The organism is Burkholderia sp. D-99 (assembly GCF_011605345.1).
Classification (GTDB): domain Bacteria; phylum Pseudomonadota; class Gammaproteobacteria; order Burkholderiales; family Burkholderiaceae; genus Burkholderia.
Map to the genome: position 1 here is coordinate 313,429 of NZ_JAAOXM010000001.1, position 16,930 is coordinate 330,358.

Sequence of the window (16,930 nt, forward strand, 5' to 3'; positions counted from 1 at the left end):
GGGCCGACGGTCGTCTTTCGGGGATGCGCGGCGAATGCCGTCGCGGGCCGGCCGCCGGCGTGAACGGGTGCGCCGTTTCGACGCGCGCCCGCGTCGCTTCGTGCCACCGTTTCCGACAGAAGACAGAACCCACCTCATCCATGGAACACTCTCCGACACGCCGCTCGCTGTTGCTTGCCGCCGTAGCCGCGCCGTTCGTCGCCGCGTGCACGTCCGCGCCGGTCGCCGACCAGGGGCGCGCGCACACCGCCCAGGCCGAACTGACCGCGCTCGAGAAGGCCTCGAATGGCCGGCTCGGTGTCGCCGCGCTCGATACGTCGAACGGCGTGCGCATCGCTCACCATGCGCGCGAGCGCTTCCCGCTGTGCGGCACGTATGCCGTCGTCGCGGCCGCCGCGATGCTTGCGCGCGGCTCGCTCGACGCGTCGCTGCTGCCGCGCCGCATCCTTTACCGCCGCTATGAAATTGTGTCGGGCTCGCCGATCACGGAAAGCCACGTCGACACGGGCATGACGATCGAGCAGCTGTGCGTGGCGATGCTGCAATCGGGCGACAAGGGGGCCGGCAACCTGCTGATGGGCGTGCTGGGCGGCCCGCAGGCCGTCACGTCGTTCGCGCGCACGAGCGGTGACATGACGTTCCGCCTCGATCACTGGGAACCCGAACTGAACAACGCGGCGCCCGGCGACGAACGGGACACGTCGACACCGGTCGAGATGGTCGACACGCTGCAGCGGCTGCTGCTCGGCAACACGCTGCACGAACCGCAGCGTGCGCAACTGACGGAATGGATGGCCGGCGGCGCGCGTGGTGCGACCGGCATCGCGGCGGGCGTGCCGCCCGGCTGGCGCATCGCAGGCAAGGCCGGCACGGGCGGTTACGGCACGACGACCGACATCGCGGTGCTGTGGCCGCCGTCGCGCGCGCCGATCGTGATGGCCGTGTCGTTCACGCAGCCGCAGGCCGCCGCCGCGGCCCGCGCGGACGTCGTCGCTTCCGCGGCGCGTATCGTGGCGGGCGCGCTCACCGCGACGGCCTGAGCGCCTCGCGCCTCGCGCAAAACCGGCGTTTGGCTTATCGTGTCGGACAGCGCGCGCCGGGGTCGGCGCGCGGTCCTTCCGCGCCGTTTTTCCGTTTGCCTTCTTCATGCGCCGACTTCCGCCCCTGCACGCGCTGCAGATCTTCTCGATGGTGGCCCGCCACCGCAGCTTCACGCGCGCGGCCGAGCAGCTGTGCATCACGCAGGGCGCGGTGAGCCGGCAGATCCAGACGCTCGAGGCGCATTACGGTTTTCCGCTGTTCAAGCGGCATGCGAAGGGCCTCACGCTGACGGCGGAGGGCGAGCAGTTGCTGCCGGTCGTCAACGAGAGCTTCGCGCGGATCGAGGACATCTCGATGAAGCTCACGCGGCAGCGCACCGATCTCGCGCTGAAGGTGCCGACCTGCGTGATGCGCTGGATGCTGCCGCGCATCATGCGCTTCCAGGGCGAGCATCCCGATCTCCACGTGCAGATCACGACCGCGTGGCAGCACGTCGTCGATTTCTCGACCGAGCCGTTCGACGCGGCGATCGTCTACGGCACGCCGCCGGGCGCCGGCGTGTTCGCGCTGCCGCTGTTCGACGAGCGGCTGACACCCGTATGCGCGCCCGAATTGCGGCAGGCGTCGCCGCTCGACTCGGTCGGCGATCTTGCGCGCCATACGTTGCTGCATCCGACCCGCGACCATCGCGACTGGCGCGCCTGGCTTGATCACGCGGGCGAGCGTAGCGTCGATCCCGCACGCGGGCCGACGTTCGACACGCTCGATCTCGCGACGAACGCGGCGATGCAGGGCTTCGGCGTCGCGATCGGCGACGTGACGCTCGTCGACGACGACGTCAGCGCGCGCCGGCTCGAACGGCCGTTCGACATCGTGCTCGAGACGGGCGCGCGCTACTTCTTCGTCTATCCCGAGAACATCGGCAACCAGCAGAAGATCCGCGCGTTCAGCGACTGGATCGCACGCCATCGCGATTGACCGGCGAAGCGCACACGTGCGCCGAACCGGTCGCGGAACCCGTCGGGTGCCGCGTCGGCGAACGGCTTTACTGGTAGGTCACGACGGCGATCATCGGTGCCTGATTGTTGCCGGGACGGTTCGGTAAAACGATTGCGCGCGAGGCCTGAGTAAAGGTCGTGGTCTTGATGGCCTGCTGGCTCGCTGCGTCGACGAACGCGATCTGGCCGGTTGCCGGGCGCGGACAGTCGGCGCGCACGTGCCCACGGGCGAGATCGGTCGTATCGAGCGCGAACGAGCAGGGCGGCTCGACGATCATGCCGGAGAAGTGGATGACGCCGGACGCGCCGGCGGCAAAGGACGAGGAAGTGGCCAGAAGCGAGGCAGCCAGGGCGAACGAGGCGGCAATATGGCAATGCTTCATGACAGGCTCCAGAGAGGAAGCGCGTCGCAGCGGGGCCGCTCGGGTGGCAGTCCGTCAACGCTGCGATGCTGTATGCGTAAACGGCAAAACCATTGGACCTCTTGAATGAAAAAATCGAAATAATGGCTATAAGCAAACGATTGCGTATTGCTTAAACCAATGTAGGCCGAATCTGCGCAAGCGCAAGTCAGGGAAATGCCGGGTGGCATAAGATCGAAGGACGAACGGTCGTCATGACTGTTGTGTGGGCAACGGCCTTGTGCCGCCCGGAAAGCAAAACGGCCGCTCGTCTCGAGCGGCCGTTTTGCGTCGGAGCCGAAGGTGCGCGGTTCAGTTCATGCGCTTGCGTACCGCGCCGACGATCACGAGCAGCACGATCGCGCCGACGATCGACGCGATCCAGCCTGCGCCCTGGCCCGGCGCGTACCAGCCGGCGGCACGGCCGACGTAGCCGGCGAACAATGAGCCGACGATGCCGAGCACGATCGTCATCAGGATGCCCATCTTGTCGTCGCCGGGCTTGAGCGCGCGGGCGAGGAGGCCGACGATGAGCCCGACGACCAGGGTTTCGATGAATTGCAGCATGAACGCCTCCCTATTGCGGTTGAGCTGTTGACGAAAGCAAGTTGACCCGTGCGGCGCACAAGGGTTCCATGCAGCGGCAAGCCGGCGCGTGGCGTGGCGAGTATCGCATGGCGGCGCGACGTACAAATGTCACGCGGCCGGCGCGCCCGGTGCAGGCTCGAGACGACGATAGCCTTCGGTTGCGTTCAGCAGCGTGCGTGTGTAGTCGCGCGCAACCTGCCCGGCGCGCACGTCCTCGATCCGGAGCTGCTCGACGATCTCGCCGTGCTGCATCACCGCGACGCGCTGGCACAGGAAGCCGATCACCGCGAGGTTGTGGCTGACGAGGATCATCGTCAGGTTGCGTTCGCGATGCAGCCGGCGCAGCAGGTTCAGGATCTCGGCCTGCACCGACACGTCGAGCGCGGACGTCGGCTCGTCGAGCAGCAGCACGCGCGGCTCGACGATCAGCGCACGCGCGATCGCGACGCGCTGCCGCTGGCCGCCCGACAGCTGGTGCGGATAGCGGAAGCGGAACGTGGGGCCGAGGCCGACTTCGGACAGCGCGCGGGCGATGCGCGCATCGGCGTCGCGAATCCCGTGGATCGACAGCGGTTCGCGCAGCGTCTGGTCGACCGTGAAGCGCGGATGCAGCGATGCGTACGGATCCTGGAACACCATCTGCACGTGGCGGCGAAACGCGCGGTCAGGCGTGCCGCCGACGGGGCGACCATCGATCGACAGGTTGCCGGACGCGAGCGGCACGAGGCCCGTCAGCGCGCGCAGCAGCGTCGATTTGCCGGAACCCGATTCGCCGACGAGCCCGAACACCTCGCCATCGCGCACCGCGAAGCTCGCGTCGCGCACGGCGTCGACGTGACCCGTGCGGGTCGGGAAACGGATCGATGCGTGATCGACGTCGATCATCGTGCGGCCTCCTGTCGATCGGCGGGCGTGCCGGCGTGCGGCGCGGGATCGAGCCACGCCGGATCGCGCCGCAGCACGGGCAGTTCGTCCGGCGGGTTCGCGAGCGGCGGGTTCGCCGCGAGCAGCCCGCGCGTATAGGGATGCGAAGCGTGGCGCAGGTCGCGCGCGGCGCAGGTTTCGACCACGCGGCCCGCGTACATCACCGCGACGCGATCGCAGAACGACATCACGAGCGGCAGGTCGTGGCTGATGAACATCAGGCCCGTGTCGTGCCGCGCGATCATCGCGTCGAGCACCGCGAGCACCTGCATCGACACGGCGACGTCGAGCGCGGAGGTCGGCTCGTCGGCGATCAGCAGGCGCGGGCCGGTCGACACCATCATCGCGATCATCACGCGCTGGCCCATGCCGCCCGACAGCTCGTGCGGATACGCATCGGCCACGCGCGCCGGGTCGCGGATCTGCACGGCCTCGAGCGCGGCGACGATCCGCTCGCGCAGCGCGCGGCCGCGCAGCCCGGGCTCGTGCAGCCGGAATGCTTCGCCCATCTGCTTCGCGACCGTCATCACCGGGTTCAGCGAATATTTCGGGTCCTGCAGGATCATGCCCATCTGGCTGCCGCACAGGCGCCGGCGTTCGCCCGGCGACATCGCGAGCAGGTCGCGGCCCGCGAAGCGCATCGTGCGCGCCGACCAGCGTGCGGCGTCGGGCAGCAGGCCGAGCAGCGCACGGCCCGTCAGCGACTTGCCCGAGCCCGATTCGCCGACGATGCCGAGCCGTTCGCCGGGAACAAGCGTCAGCGACAGGTCGCGCACGGCGTCGGTGACGGTGCCGTCGTGCCCGCGAAAGCCGATCTTCAGGCCGTCGATCTCGCACAGCGGTGCGGGCGTGGGGGCGGGGTTCAGCGGCATGTCACGCTCCATGGCGGGGATCGAAGACGTCGCGCAGCCCGTCGCCGAGCAGGTTGAAGGCGAGGCTCACGAGCAGGATCGCGATGCCGGGCAGCGTCGCGACCCACCACGCGTCGAGCAGCACGTTGCGGCCCGACGCGACCATGAAGCCCCACTCGGGGCTCGGCGGCTGCGCACCGAGGCCGAGGAAGCCGAGGCCCGCGACGGTCAGGATGATGCCGGCCATGTCGAGCGTCGCGCGCACGATCACCGACGACATGCACATCGGCACGATGTAGCGCAGCAGGATGCGTGGGCCCGATGCGCCCTGCAGGCGCGCGGCGTGGATGAAGTCGGCCTGCGCGATGCGGATCGTCTCGGCGCGCGCGAGCCGCGCATACGCGGGCCACGCGGTGATCGAGATCGCGACGACCGCGTTGATCACGCCGGGCCCGAGCGCGGCCGCGAACGCGAGCGCGAGCACGATCTTCGGGAACGCAAGCGCGATGTCGGTGACGCGCATCAGCGCGCTGTCGACGAAGCCGCCGCAATAGCCGGCCGTCGTGCCGATCGCAAGCCCGATCGGCACGACGATTACGACGACGAGCAGCGCGATGCCGAGCGTCAGGCGCGAGCCGTCGATCAGCCGCGAGAGGATGTCGCGGCCGAGCTGGTCGGTGCCGAACCAGTGCGACGGCGAGCCGGGCGGCAGCAGCCGGTCGGACAGCACCTGGCGCAGCGGATCGTGCGGCATGATCAGCGGGCTGACGATCGCGACGACGATCAGCGCGACGAGGATCGCGAGCCCGAACAGGTTGAGCGGATTCGTGGCGAAACGGCGCCAGCGTCGGTACGCGAGGCCGAATGCGGCCTGCGAGCGCGATGCGGGCGCGTCGGATAGCAGCCACGCGCGCAGCGTGAGACGCTCGGCGTTCATGATTGGACGACCTTCGGCATGAGCGAGGAAAGAGGCAGGGTGGAGGCGGTCATGTCGGGGCGGCCCTCAGCGCGCACGCGGATCGAACACGCGGTACAGCGCGTCGGTCAGCAGGTTGACGGTGATGAACATCGCGCCGATCACGAGCGTCGCGCCGAGCACCGCGTTCATGTCGGCGTTCAGCAGCGCGCCGGTCAGGTACGAGCCGAGCCCCGGCCATGCGAACACGATCTCGGTCAGCACCGAGCCTTCGAGCAGGTTGCTGTAGGTGAGCGCGATCACGGTCAAGAGCGGCACCGCGATGTTGCCGAACGCATGCCGCCAGATCACGCGCCGCTCGGACAAGCCTTTCGCGCGTGCGGTGACGATGTATTCCTGGCTCAACTGGTCGAGCATGAACGAGCGCGTCATGCGGCTGAGATACGCGACGGAGTAGTAGCCGAGGATCGCGGCCGGCAGCGCGATGTGCGACACCGCGTTGCGGAACACATCCCACTCGCCGGCGAGCGCCGAGTCGATCAGCAGGCTGCCCGTGCGCGTATCGACCATCCCGTCGTACACGGGATCGAGCCGGCCCGGCCCGCCGACCCAGTGCAGCCGCGCGTAGAACAGCAGCAGCCCCATCAGGCCGAGCCAGAACAACGGCACCGAATTGCCGATCAGCCCGACGAAGCGTGCGATGTGATCGATCGGCCGGTTGTGCTTCACGGCGGCCGCGACGCCGAGCGGCACGCCGACCGCGATGCCGATCAGCGTCGCGATCGTCGCCAGTTCGAGCGTGGCCGGGAACACGCGCTTGATGTCGTCGAGCACCGGGTTCGCCGTCAGCAGCGACATGCCGAGATTGCCGTGCAGCACGTCGCGCGCATAGATCAGGAATTGCGTGACGAGCGGCTTGTCGAGCCCGAGCGCGATGCGTTCGGCCGCGTACGCCTCGGCCGACGCGCGATCGCCGAGGATCGCGAGCACGGGATCGATCGGCACCTTGCGGCCGATCACGAACGTCAGCGCGAGCAGCCCCGCGAACGTGACGGCGAGCGTGAGCACCCAGCGCAGCACGCGCAGTGCCCAGCGCACGGCCGGGCGCCGGGCGGGCAGCGTGCGCAGGGCTTCGAGGGAGGAGGCGGGAGTCGACATGCGGCGAATCTTATTGCTTCTTCAGGTTGCGGTACGACACGAGATCGTTGATCGGCCCGACTTCGAGCCCGCTCACGCCGGGCCGCGTCGCGACCTGCGCGACTTTCTCGAACATGATCACGAACGGCGAGCGCGCGAGCATTTCCTTCTGCATCGCCTGATACCGTTGCGCGCGTTTCGCGGCGGTCGGTTCGGCGAGCGCGGTGTCGGTTTCCTTGGTCAGTTGCGGGATGTCCCAGCTGTTGCGCCAGGCCAGCATTTTATAGCTCGACTTGTCGGAATTGTCGGGATTCCACGCAAAACCCTGCGCGTTGCTGTGCGGATCGATGTAGTCGGCCGACCATTCGCCGATGTAGATGTCGTGCTGGCGCGCGCGGTATTTCGCGAGCGTCTGCTTGTTGTCGCCGGGGATCAGCTGCACCTTGATGCCCGCCTGCGCGAAGTTCGCCTGCACGGCCTGCGCGATTTCGGTGTACGGATAGTCGTTGCGCACGTCCATCGTCACCGAAAAGCCGTTCGGCACGCCGGCCTTCGCGAGCAGCGCCTTCGCCTTCGCGACATCGAGCTTGTACGGGTTCGCGTTCAGCGTGCCGAGGAAGCCTTCGGGCAGGAAGGTCTGGTGGACCTTGTAGGTCGTCTTCACCACGTTGCCCTGGATGCCGGCATAGTCGACGAGCCACTTCAGCGCTTCCTGCACGTCGGGCTTCGCGAGCGTCGCATTCTTCGTGTTCAGGCCGAGATACAGCAGCGTCGCCTGCGGCGATGCCGTCACCTTCGCCTTGCCGGATTTCGCGACCGACGCCAGATCGTCGGGGCTCAGGTCGCGCGCCGCATCGACATCGCCGTTCTCCAGCAGCAGGCGCTGGCTCGCGGCCTCGGGCACGTGGCGCAGCACGATGCGCTTCATCGCGAGCGGCAGCCGGTAGCCGTCGAAGCGCTGCAGCACGACGCTGTCGCCGGCGGTCCACTTGACCAGCTTGTACGCGCCGGAGCCGGCCTCGTTGGTCTTCAGCCATGCATTGCCGAAGTCGCTGCCCTGCTGGTGCGACAGCAGCAGCTTCCTGTCGAGCACCGACGCGGGCCACGAGCCCAGCACGTTCAAGACGAAGGTCGGCGCGTACTTCTGGTCGGTCGTGACCGACACCGTCAGGTCGTCGAGCTTCTTCACATTGGCGACGACGTTCGCCTTCGTGAGCCCGATGCCGGTCAGCACGGCGGCCGGGCCCTTGTCGAGCAGCACCGCGCGCTGGATCGACCACGCGACATCGTCGGCCGTCAGCGGATTGCCCGAGTGGAACTTGAGTCCGGGGCGCAGCTTGAACGTATAGGTCAGCCCGTCGGCGCTCACCGTCCACGACTGCGCGACGTCGCCGTTGAATTTCGACGGATCGCGCAGGTCGACGCGCACGAGCCGGTCGTACGTGTTCGCGACGTATTCCTCCGGCACCAGCTCGTAGATCTCGCCCGGATCCAGCGTCGTGAATTCGTCGAGCAGCGTGGCCATCACGAACAGGTCCTTCGGCGTTTCCGCGCGCGCGGCGGAAAGCGGAACGGCGGCGAGAACGGATGCGGCGGCCAGCGCCGCGACGAGCCGGGATGTCAGGGGTTTCATCTGCGCTCCATGTGTCGTTGAAGTCGTTGAAGTCGTTGAACGTGAACGGTGAGGGGAATGCGTCTGGCCATCACATCAGGCGCCACGGGCCGCTTGCCGCGTTGTCGATCTGTGGCAACGCGTGCGAGCCGGGCAGTTCGTAGTGCCACCACTCGTCGTCGACGTGCGAGAAGCCGGCCGCGTGCATCACGCCGAGCAGCAGCAGGCGGTTGCGCTGCACGGCTTCGGGCAGCCCCGCGTGGAAGTGGCCGGATGCGGCGACCATCTCGTCGAAGCCGGTGCCCATGTCGAGCGGTTCGCCATTTGCGCCGACGAGCGTCAGGTCGAGCGCGGTGCCGCGGCTGTGATTCGAACCGCCGCCGAGATCGGCGACGAAGTTCGGGTCGGGCAGGAAATCCCACAGCACCTGCTGCGCCTGCGGCGGCCGGTACGCGTCGTAGATGCGCAGCGTGAAGCCGGCCTGCGCGGCGACGTCGACCGCGCGGCGCAACGCCGCTTCGGCCGGTTCGAGCAGCAGGCAGTGCGCGCGGCGGTAGATCGGCTTGCCGGTCAGGTTGCGGTCGGTCGCGTAGACGAGGTCGATGTCGACGCGATGCGTGGCGGGCGTGATTTCGACGAGGCGGTGGTCGTTCATCGGCGGTTCGGGTTCGGTCGGGTTCGCTCAGGATTCGAATTGGTCGAACGTGTGCTGCAGTTCGCGGTTGCGCGCGACACGCCGGTCGATTGCGGGGCCGAGGCGATCGACCACGGCCGTGATCAACAGGTTGAACAGGCAGGTAAGCGGCGCAAGCGAATCCCAGAACTGGCCGACGTCGGTCTTCACCTGCAGCAAGTCGGCCGGCCATTCGCGCGCCCACGGGCACGACAGGTCGGTGACCAGCGCGAACGGCTGCCCGCGCTCGGCGGCCGCCTGGCAATAGCGGCGCGCGCTGCGCGAATATGCGCGGGTGTCGGTGACGATGCAGTAGGGCCGCTCGAATTCGGAGTTCAGCGAATCGACGTACGAGCCCGACTGGCCGTCCGAGTAGAACACGCGCGGGCGCAGGTATTCGAGATAGCTGCTGAACGCGTTGCTGATCCCGCGCGTCGACTGGATGCCGAGGATGAATACCGCATCCGCATGCGCGATCCGGTCGGCCACCTGGGCGAACACCGGGCCTTCGGCGAGGCGGTACACGTGGCGGATCGCATCGAGCTCGCGTTCGAGCGACGATGCGAGCGGGCCGTCGCTGCCGTTTGCGTTTCCGTTGCCGTGTGCGGGTTGCGTACCCGCGGCGCGGCGGTATTCGTCGAGCCGGTCGGTGATCATCCACGGGCGATCGCCGCCGCCGCGCAGCTCGCGTTTCAGGTCGTCGAGATTGCGGTAGCCGACGCTTCGCAGGAAGCGCCCGACCGAGATGCCGCTGGTGCCGGCCTGCTGCGCGATCTGGTCGGCCGTTTCGAGCCCGAGCCGGTCGAGGTTCGCGAGCATGTAGCTCGCGATGCGCTTCGCGGTCGGCGTGAGCGCGGCATAGCGGGATTCGACGGTACGGGCGAACGCGCAGGTCATCGGCTGTTAGATCGTTGTCGTCTGATGATCGAATGTCATCCATCTAACGAAGCCAAAATCATTCGCGCCAGCGGATAAAAACTATGGTGTGAGGATAGGTGATAGGGTCGGAAGTGTGTTCCAGGGTGGGCAGTAGGGAGCCAGAAGGGCGTGTTTTATCTCTGTCAGACATATTTTGCGTTTATGTCTGTCAGGCATGTTGGCCGAATCGAATCGCGATCGTCCGTTACGTGCCTCCATCTCCTCTTGCCGTCAATCGCACATCACGACCGGGCGCGGTCGTATTGCCGCATTCACCGGATCTGACCGATTTGCCAACCTCTATCGTCGCCTGCCATTCCGCTGCATCGCAATAATTACAAAATTAAAGTCGATCAGATTAAATCATTAATTCAGGTTAATAATTCATTTAAATTATTCGTCGAATTGTATTTAACTTGCGTGACGGGATGTTCGATTTTCGATAATCCGAAAAACGGCATGTGTTCCGTAATGGGAATTCACTTGATCGCAGGAATGAAGGAGAAAACATGACGAATCTTTCTCGACGCAAGATGCTGGCGAATACGGCCGGCGCCATTGCTGCCGCGGGTATCGCGGTATCGGCGAAGGCCGCCTCGTTCGGCAATCCGGACCGTCCGCCGGAAGGCGCGGTCAATGCGAGTAACCGCCAGAGCCTGACCGATCCAGGGCCCAAAAATCCGGCAATCGCCAATCAGTTTCCGTCCTTTCAGGATCCACCGGCCACCGATATCAACGGCATGCCGTTATTCTGGGCCTCGTTCAATAATGCCCATAAAAGAATTCAAAATGGCGGATGGGCGCGTGAAGTCACTCAGGACGATTTTGCGATTTCCGAAACCATTTCCGGCGTCAACATGCGCCTGACGCGCGGCGGCATTCGCGAGATGCACTGGCACCAGCAGGCCGAGTGGGCCATCATGCTCGACGGCCGCTGCCGGATCACGGTGCTCGACGAACTCGGGCGGCCGTCGGTACAGGACGTGAAAACCGGCGATCTCTGGTATTTCCCGCCCGGCCTGCCGCATTCGCTGCAGGGCCTCGGCACCGACGGTGCCGAATTCCTCCTCGCGTTCGATAACGGCCGCGCATCCGAATTCAACACGCTGCTGCTGACCGACTGGGTCGCGCACACGCCGCCCGACGTGCTCGCACTCAACTTCGGCGTGCCGGCCGAGGCATTCCGAAACATTCCGCTCGACAACCTGTGGATCTTCCAGGGCGACGAACCGGGCCCGCTCGCGGAAGCCCAGCGCGCGTCGGCGTCGTCGGCAGGGGCGCCGCCGCATCCGTTCATCTTCTCGCTCGGCGACATGAAGCCCGTCAAAAAGACCCGCGGCGGCGAGGTGCGGATCGCGGACAGCACGAACTTCAACGTGTCGACGACGGTCGCGGCGGCGCTCGTCACCGTGCATCCGGGCGGCATGCGCGAGCTGCACTGGCATCCGAACGCGGACGAATGGCAGTACTACCTGCAGGGCGAGGCGCGGATGACCGTGTTCGACACGGGGCCGAAGGCGCAGACGGCCGACTTCCGCGCGGGCGATGTCGGCTACGTGAAGAAGAGCCTCGGGCACTACGTGCAGAACACCGGCAACACCGATCTGGTGTTCCTAGAGATCTTCAAGACCGACCGCTATGCGGAAGTGTCGCTGTCCGACTGGCTCGCGCACACGCCGCCACAGCTCGTCGAAGCGCACCTGAACGTCGCGCCGGACGTGATCGCGCAGTTTCCGCGCAACCGTCCCGACGTCGTGCCGCTGTAACGCCGCCGCCGCGGCCGACCCGCGACATGCCGGCCGGCCGCGGTGCCCGAACTTCAGGAAGCCTTCCTCATCCGAACGGAACCCCATCATGATTCCCGTCACGAGCAAACCTGCCGGCGGCTTCGCGCTGCCGGGCCTGTCCACCGGGCACACCGACGGCGCGGCGCGCGCCGCGCTGGAAGGGCGCCGCACCGGCGTCGCCGCACTGCTGCCGTTCGTCGGCCCGGCCGTGATCGCGTCGATCGGCTATATGGACCCCGGCAACTTCGCGACCAACATCCAGGCCGGCGCCGCGTACGGCTACCGGCTGCTGTGGGTCGTGCTGGCCGCGAACGCGATCGCGATGCTGTTCCAGGCGATGTCGGCGAAGCTCGGCATCGTGACCGGCCGCAATCTCGCGGAGCTGTGCCGCGACCGGTTTCCCGCGCCGGTCGTATGGGGCATGTGGATCGCGTCCGAGATCGCCGCGATGGCGACCGATCTCGCCGAATTCCTCGGCGGCGCGCTCGCATTCGGGCTGTTGTGCCACCTGTCGCTGTTCGCGGGGATGATCGCGACGGCGCTCGCGACCTGCGCGATCCTCGCGTTCGAAAAGCGCGGCTTCCGGCCGCTGGAAGCGGCGATCGCGGCGCTGGTCGGCGTGATCGGCGCGTGCTATCTCGGCGAACTGCTGATCGCGCCGCAGGACTGGCACGCGGCCGCGTTCCACCTGGTCGTCCCGCAGATTCCGGATCGCGCGGCGCTGACGATCGCGGTCGGGATCATCGGCGCGACGATCATGCCGCACACGCTGTATCTGCATTCGGGGCTTACGCAGAATCGCACCGCGCCGCGCGACGACGGGGAGCGGCGGCGGCTCGTGCGCTTCTCGAATCGCGAGGTCGTCGTCGCGCTCGGGCTGGCCGGGTTCGTGAACCTCGCGATGGTGATGATGGCGTCGTCGGCGTTTCACGCGAGCGCGCCGGGCATGACCGACATCGCCGACGCGTATCACACGCTGATCCCGGTGTTCGGGCCGGCGGCCGGCGCGCTGTTTCTCGTCGCGCTGCTGACGTCCGGCGTATCGAGTTCGGTGGTCGGCACGATGGCCGGGCAGGTCGTGATGCAGGGCTTCATCCACCGCCGCATGCCGGTCTGGGTGCGGCGTGCGGTGACGATCGCGCCCGCGTTCGCGGTGGTCGCGCTCGGCTGCGACGTCACGCGCGCGATGGTCGCGAGCCAGGTCGTGCTGAGTTTCGTGCTGCCGATCCCGATGATCGCGCTGCTGATGCTGTCGGCGCGTGCGGACGTGATGGGGGCTTACGCGATGCGGACGCCGCTGCGAATCGTCGCCGGTGCGGCGACGGTCGTGATCGTCGGGCTGAATGCGTACCTCGTGTGGGCGGCATTCAATTGACCGGCAGCGGGCCGCCGCCTACTGCTGCATGTCCGGCGCCTCGCGCAGCCGCCAGATCGCGTTGCACTGCTGGCCGCCGAGGCTCGTCGAGCGCAGCGTGATGACGGTGCCCGCCGCGATCCGATACGAGAAATGCGCCATCAGCTCGGTGCCTTTCCGCTGCGACTGCCCGTCGACCAGCACTTCGCACAGCAACGGCGATGGCGAGCCGGACGGGTGTGTGACGTACACGTTCAGGCGCGCGATGTCGCGTGTCGCGGTGAACACGACCTCGTGGTTCCCGCTGCCGATCAGCATCGTGCCGCCGGGTTCGTCGATCGCCTGCAGGTAGGCGCCCGCACTTCCCTCGATCGCCGCGGCCGCAACGTTCAGCCCGGCCGAGCGCACGTAGTCGGCCGCCGCGATGCGCGCGGCGGCCGCGTCGGACTGCGCCGGCGTGCCGTCCGACAGCGCGAACGGCACCCCGTCGCGCAGCGCGGCGTCGATGTGGTTCGCGTAGTAGCGCCAGCGGTCGAGGAAGCGGATGTCGCCGGTCATGTGCAGCGCGCGGATCGGCTCGTCGTGATACCGGAGCGTCGTCGTGCCGGTGCCTGCGTCGAATGCTTCGTGAATGCCGTACTTGCTGACGAAGTTCTGGACCGGATCGAGCAGCGCGGTCTCGCCCTGTGCGCTCCACAGGTGCAGGAACGTCGTATCGATTCCGAAGCACTCCTGGAAATCGGTGCCGATGCGGGCGATGCAGTCGCGCAGGTGGCTGGCGTAGCGTGCCCACGCGTCGGCGGTTCCGGCAACGAGCCCGGCCTGCAAGGCGCCGCCGTGGCGTGCGGAGACTTCGTCGACGACGAGGCGCCAGTGATGATCGCGCCGCTCGCCGATCAGCGGCGTGACGACGAACGTGCAGAACAGCGGGTCGGGGCAGGCGTGAAGCCGGTCGTCGCCGATCTGCGAGAACAGGTCGAACCCCGGCGCGCAGAACCAGATGTCGGCGTCGTACAGCGCGAGCTTGCGGATCTGCGGGTTGCGTGCGCAATATTCGGCGGCCTCGATGAAGCGGCCGACCGGCAGCGCATACGCACCCGACGCGTCGATCACGTCGACCGACTGGCTCGCGAGGATTTGCCGCTTGCGCTCGGAGAGCCTGTAGCCGATCACCGCGATCCGCCCGTCGTAGCCGGTGTGCCGCAGCGACAGCAGGAACGGCACGAGCATCTCGTACCACGCGCGGTTGTTGTCGTTGATCGCCACGCAGACCGCGTGTTCGCTCGAGTGCATGTTCTCCCCCCGTTGCGTGCGCCCGGCTCAGTAGCCGACGTGGCGCTCGCAGACGACCGCGCCGCAACCGCGGCTGTCGTGATACGTAATATGAAACTGCTTGTTGTCCCACAGCCACTGGAACACGGCCTGGTACACGCCGGCCACGGTCATGTCGTGCAGCACGATCTTCTTGCGCGCGAGCGGGCCGAACCGGTTCAGTTCGGCGAGCGTCTGTTCGTACGTATGCGTGGTATCGATGAACAGCAGGTCGGCGGCCAGCGGCTCCATTGCCAGATCGTCGGCGATCCTGAATTCGAAGTCGATCGACAGTTCTTTCGCCGCCTGCTCCAGTTCGGGCCGGATGTGGAAGTACTCGTCGGAGATGTCGACCGACACGAGGCGTTTCGGCTGCGCGAGCAGGAAGGCCGTCGTGGTCAGCCCGGTAAACACGCCGAGCTCCAGGATGGTGTCGCATCCGGCGGCCGTTTGCGTATAGAAGTCGAAGCGGGAAGGGCTGTCGCCGAGCCAGCCGATCGGCTCGATCTTGTACTGCAGGAACTCCATTCGCAGTTGCTGTAGCGTGCGCATCCTGTTTTCCTTGGCGAAGCGGATTCGATGGTCTCGATCGTCGCCGGTCGCGGCCGGCGTACGTGGCGTCGGGCATTGTAGATCGCCGCTGCCGCACGGCATAGCACCGGCGCGGCGGCCCGCGGCGATTACCCGCGCGCCGGCATCGCCGGGCGCGCGGGTAATCGCCATTATTTCGCCAGCGTGCGGTATGACACGAGGTCGTTGATCGGCCCGATTTCCGGCCCGGTCACACCGGGGCGTGTCGCGACCTGCACGACCTTCTCGAACATGATGATGAACGGCGAGTTCGCGAGCACGGCCTTCTGCAGCGCTTCGTAACGCTGCGCGCGCTTCGCGGGCGACGGCTCGACGAGCGCGGCCTCGGTGTCCTTCGTCAGTTGCGGAATGTCCCAGCTGTTGCGCCACGCGAGCATCTTCGTCGGCGACTGGTCGGAGTTGTCCGGATTCCACGCGAAGCCGCGCGCATTGCTGTTCGGGTCCATGTAGTCGGGCGACCACTCGCCGACGAAGATGTCGTGCTGGCGCGCGCGATACTTGCCGATCGCCTGCTTCGCATCGCCCGGAATCAGCTTCACGCGGATGCCGCCCTGCGCGAAGTTCGCCTGCAGCGCCTGCGCGATCTCGAGGTACGGATAGTCGTTCGGCATGTCCATCGTCACGTCGAAGCCGTTCGGCAAGCCGGCCTTGGCGAGCAGCGCCTTCGCCTTCGCGACGTCCTGCTTGTACGGCCGCGCGTTCGACGCGCCGAGGAAGCCTTCGGGCAGGAAGGTTTCATGCACCTTGTAGGTGGTGCTGACGATGTTGCGCTGGATGCCGTCATAGTCGACGAGCCATTTCATCGCCTGCTGCACTTCCGGTTTCGCGAGATTCGGGTTCTTCGTGTTCAGGCTCAGGTACAGCAGCGCGGACACCGGCCACGACGCGACCTTGATCTTGCCGGCCTTCGTCAGCGCGGCGAGGCTGTCGGGGCTCAGGTTGCGCGCGGCGTCGGCGTCGCCGTTCTCCAGCAGCAGTCGTTGCGCGGATGCCTCGGGCACGTGGCGCAACACGATGCGCTTCATCGGGTACGGCGTGCGGTATTTCTCGAAGCGCTGCAGCACGATGGTCTCGTTGGGCGTCCACTTGACGAGCTGGTACGGGCCCGAGCCCGCGTCGTTGGTCCGCAGCCAGCCGCTGCCGAGATCGTTGCCCTGCTGGTGCGACAGCAGCAGCTTCTTGTCGAAGACGGATGCCGGGCATGCGCTCAGCACGTTGAGCACGAAGCTCGGTGCGTACTTGCGGTCGGTTTCGAGCACGACGGTCTGCGGATCGACCACGCGCACCTTCTGCATCACGTTCGCCTTCGTGAGGCCGAGGTCGGCGAGCACGCCGGCGGGCCCCTTGTCGAGCAGGATGGTGCGCTGCAGCGACCACGCGACGTCGTCGGCGGTCACCGGGTTGCCGGAATGGAACGTGAGGCCGGGGCGCAGCTTGAACGTGTAGGTCACGCCGTCGGCGCCGACCGTCCACGATTGCGCGATCTGCCCGTCGAAACGCGTCGGGTCTTTCAGGTCGACGCGCACGAGCCGTTCGTAGGTATTCGCGACGTATTCGGACGGCACCAGCTCGTAAATCCCGCTCGGGTCGAGGGTCGTGAATTCGCCGAGCTGCGTGGCGACGACGAAGATGCCGGGCGGCGTGGCCGCCTGCGCCGGCAGCGCCGGAACAAGCGCGACGAGCGCGGCGCTGACGAACAGGCGGGACAGCAGGTGCTTCATGCGGGCTCCGTTGAAAGGGAATCGTGGGTGCGATTCTCTCATCGACGGCCACCCGGATGAAAATATTCAGCGTGCGCGCCGGCGGGCTGGCGCGCAGGAGCGAGCCG

The 16,930-nt window shown here is 67.0% G+C and carries 16 protein-coding genes; 4 read left to right on the forward strand and 12 right to left on the reverse strand.

What is annotated here, in order from left to right:
* Positions 1–140 precede the first annotated feature (140 nt).
* Together bla and HAV18_RS01400 are read left to right on the forward strand one after the other, a co-directional pair.
* Positions 141–1,040 (forward strand): class A beta-lactamase, encoded by a 900-nt coding sequence (bla, locus tag HAV18_RS01395; RefSeq protein WP_166951685.1) that lies wholly within the window; start codon positions 141–143, stop codon positions 1,038–1,040.
* 106 nt (positions 1,041–1,146) lie between these two features.
* The gene (locus HAV18_RS01400; RefSeq protein ID WP_166951688.1) at positions 1,147–2,019 is read left to right on the forward strand and encodes a LysR substrate-binding domain-containing protein; all 873 of its coding nucleotides are present in this window, start codon (positions 1,147–1,149) and stop codon (positions 2,017–2,019) included.
* Between the two features lie 67 nt (positions 2,020–2,086).
* Here the strand turns inward: HAV18_RS01400 and HAV18_RS01405 are convergent, their stop codons facing one another.
* From HAV18_RS01405 to sapR, 9 genes are all read right to left on the reverse strand, one after another.
* On the reverse strand, positions 2,087–2,422 hold the full coding sequence (locus tag HAV18_RS01405) for a type 1 fimbrial protein (RefSeq protein ID WP_166951691.1): 336 nt from the start codon (positions 2,420–2,422) through the stop codon (positions 2,087–2,089).
* A 330-nt stretch (positions 2,423–2,752) separates the two neighbouring features.
* Positions 2,753–3,007 carry a GlsB/YeaQ/YmgE family stress response membrane protein gene (locus HAV18_RS01410; protein WP_166951694.1) on the reverse strand — a complete coding sequence of 85 codons (255 nt, stop codon included), beginning with the start codon at positions 3,005–3,007 and terminating at the stop codon, positions 2,753–2,755.
* Positions 3,008–3,136: 129 nt separating this feature from the next.
* Entirely contained in the window at positions 3,137–3,913 is a 777-nt protein-coding gene (locus HAV18_RS01415) for an ABC transporter ATP-binding protein (protein WP_166951697.1), read from the reverse strand.
* Entirely contained in the window at positions 3,910–4,824 is a 915-nt protein-coding gene (locus HAV18_RS01420; RefSeq protein WP_166951700.1) for an ABC transporter ATP-binding protein, read from the reverse strand. Before HAV18_RS01420 ends, HAV18_RS01415 begins: the two co-directional genes overlap by 4 nt.
* A 1-nt stretch (position 4,825) precedes the next feature.
* Positions 4,826–5,740 carry a nickel transporter permease gene (gene nikC / locus HAV18_RS01425; protein WP_166951703.1) on the reverse strand — a complete coding sequence of 305 codons (915 nt, stop codon included), beginning with the start codon at positions 5,738–5,740 and terminating at the stop codon, positions 4,826–4,828.
* 66 nt (positions 5,741–5,806) lie between these two features.
* Positions 5,807–6,877, reverse strand: coding sequence for an ABC transporter permease (locus HAV18_RS01430; protein ID WP_166951706.1), 1,071 nt, complete (start codon positions 6,875–6,877; stop codon positions 5,807–5,809).
* 10 nt (positions 6,878–6,887) lie between these two features.
* Positions 6,888–8,489 (reverse strand): ABC transporter substrate-binding protein, encoded by a 1,602-nt coding sequence (locus HAV18_RS01435; RefSeq protein WP_166951709.1) that lies wholly within the window; start codon positions 8,487–8,489, stop codon positions 6,888–6,890.
* A 70-nt stretch (positions 8,490–8,559) separates the two neighbouring features.
* On the reverse strand, positions 8,560–9,123 hold the full coding sequence (ddpX, locus tag HAV18_RS01440; RefSeq protein ID WP_166951711.1) for a D-alanyl-D-alanine dipeptidase: 564 nt from the start codon (positions 9,121–9,123) through the stop codon (positions 8,560–8,562).
* Between the two features lie 27 nt (positions 9,124–9,150).
* Positions 9,151–10,038 (reverse strand): sap1 transcriptional regulator SapR, encoded by an 888-nt coding sequence (gene sapR, locus HAV18_RS01445; RefSeq protein ID WP_166951715.1) that lies wholly within the window; start codon positions 10,036–10,038, stop codon positions 9,151–9,153.
* A 530-nt stretch (positions 10,039–10,568) separates the two neighbouring features.
* Between sapR and HAV18_RS01450 the strand changes: the two genes are divergently transcribed.
* Positions 10,569–11,825, forward strand: a complete 1,257-nt coding sequence (locus tag HAV18_RS01450; protein ID WP_166951718.1) for an oxalate decarboxylase family bicupin — start codon at positions 10,569–10,571, stop codon at positions 11,823–11,825.
* An 88-nt stretch (positions 11,826–11,913) separates the two neighbouring features.
* Positions 11,914–13,221 (forward strand): Nramp family divalent metal transporter, encoded by a 1,308-nt coding sequence (locus HAV18_RS01455; protein WP_166951721.1) that lies wholly within the window; start codon positions 11,914–11,916, stop codon positions 13,219–13,221.
* A gap of 18 nt (positions 13,222–13,239) precedes the next feature.
* Here HAV18_RS01455 and HAV18_RS01460 read toward each other — a convergent pair whose 3' ends face one another.
* From HAV18_RS01460 to HAV18_RS01470, 3 genes are all read right to left on the reverse strand, one after another.
* On the reverse strand, positions 13,240–14,493 hold the full coding sequence (locus HAV18_RS01460) for a hypothetical protein (RefSeq protein WP_166951724.1): 1,254 nt from the start codon (positions 14,491–14,493) through the stop codon (positions 13,240–13,242).
* A gap of 27 nt (positions 14,494–14,520) precedes the next feature.
* Complete coding sequence (locus tag HAV18_RS01465) at positions 14,521–15,063, reverse strand: class I SAM-dependent methyltransferase (protein WP_166951727.1); 543 nt, start codon at positions 15,061–15,063, stop codon at positions 14,521–14,523.
* A gap of 170 nt (positions 15,064–15,233) precedes the next feature.
* Complete coding sequence (locus HAV18_RS01470) at positions 15,234–16,823, reverse strand: ABC transporter substrate-binding protein (RefSeq protein ID WP_166951730.1); 1,590 nt, start codon at positions 16,821–16,823, stop codon at positions 15,234–15,236.
* Between the last annotated feature and the right edge of the window lie 107 nt (positions 16,824–16,930).

Coding starts and splice junctions, on each gene's coding strand:
- bla (WP_166951685.1), top strand. CDS start 141: ATGGAACACTCTCCGACACGCCGCTCGCTGTTGCTTGCCGCCGTAGCC.
- HAV18_RS01400 (WP_166951688.1), top strand. CDS start 1,147: ATGCGCCGACTTCCGCCCCTGCACGCGCTGCAGATCTTCTCGATGGTG.
- HAV18_RS01405 (WP_166951691.1), bottom strand. CDS start 2,422: ATGAAGCATTGCCATATTGCCGCCTCGTTCGCCCTGGCTGCCTCGCTT.
- HAV18_RS01410 (WP_166951694.1), bottom strand. CDS start 3,007: ATGCTGCAATTCATCGAAACCCTGGTCGTCGGGCTCATCGTCGGCCTC.
- HAV18_RS01415 (WP_166951697.1), bottom strand. CDS start 3,913: ATGATCGACGTCGATCACGCATCGATCCGTTTCCCGACCCGCACGGGT.
- HAV18_RS01420 (WP_166951700.1), bottom strand. CDS start 4,824: ATGCCGCTGAACCCCGCCCCCACGCCCGCACCGCTGTGCGAGATCGAC.
- nikC (WP_166951703.1), bottom strand. CDS start 5,740: ATGAACGCCGAGCGTCTCACGCTGCGCGCGTGGCTGCTATCCGACGCG.
- HAV18_RS01430 (WP_166951706.1), bottom strand. CDS start 6,877: ATGTCGACTCCCGCCTCCTCCCTCGAAGCCCTGCGCACGCTGCCCGCC.
- HAV18_RS01435 (WP_166951709.1), bottom strand. CDS start 8,489: ATGAAACCCCTGACATCCCGGCTCGTCGCGGCGCTGGCCGCCGCATCC.
- ddpX (WP_166951711.1), bottom strand. CDS start 9,123: ATGAACGACCACCGCCTCGTCGAAATCACGCCCGCCACGCATCGCGTC.
- sapR (WP_166951715.1), bottom strand. CDS start 10,038: ATGACCTGCGCGTTCGCCCGTACCGTCGAATCCCGCTATGCCGCGCTC.
- HAV18_RS01450 (WP_166951718.1), top strand. CDS start 10,569: ATGACGAATCTTTCTCGACGCAAGATGCTGGCGAATACGGCCGGCGCC.
- HAV18_RS01455 (WP_166951721.1), top strand. CDS start 11,914: ATGATTCCCGTCACGAGCAAACCTGCCGGCGGCTTCGCGCTGCCGGGC.
- HAV18_RS01460 (WP_166951724.1), bottom strand. CDS start 14,493: ATGCACTCGAGCGAACACGCGGTCTGCGTGGCGATCAACGACAACAAC.
- HAV18_RS01465 (WP_166951727.1), bottom strand. CDS start 15,063: ATGCGCACGCTACAGCAACTGCGAATGGAGTTCCTGCAGTACAAGATC.
- HAV18_RS01470 (WP_166951730.1), bottom strand. CDS start 16,823: ATGAAGCACCTGCTGTCCCGCCTGTTCGTCAGCGCCGCGCTCGTCGCG.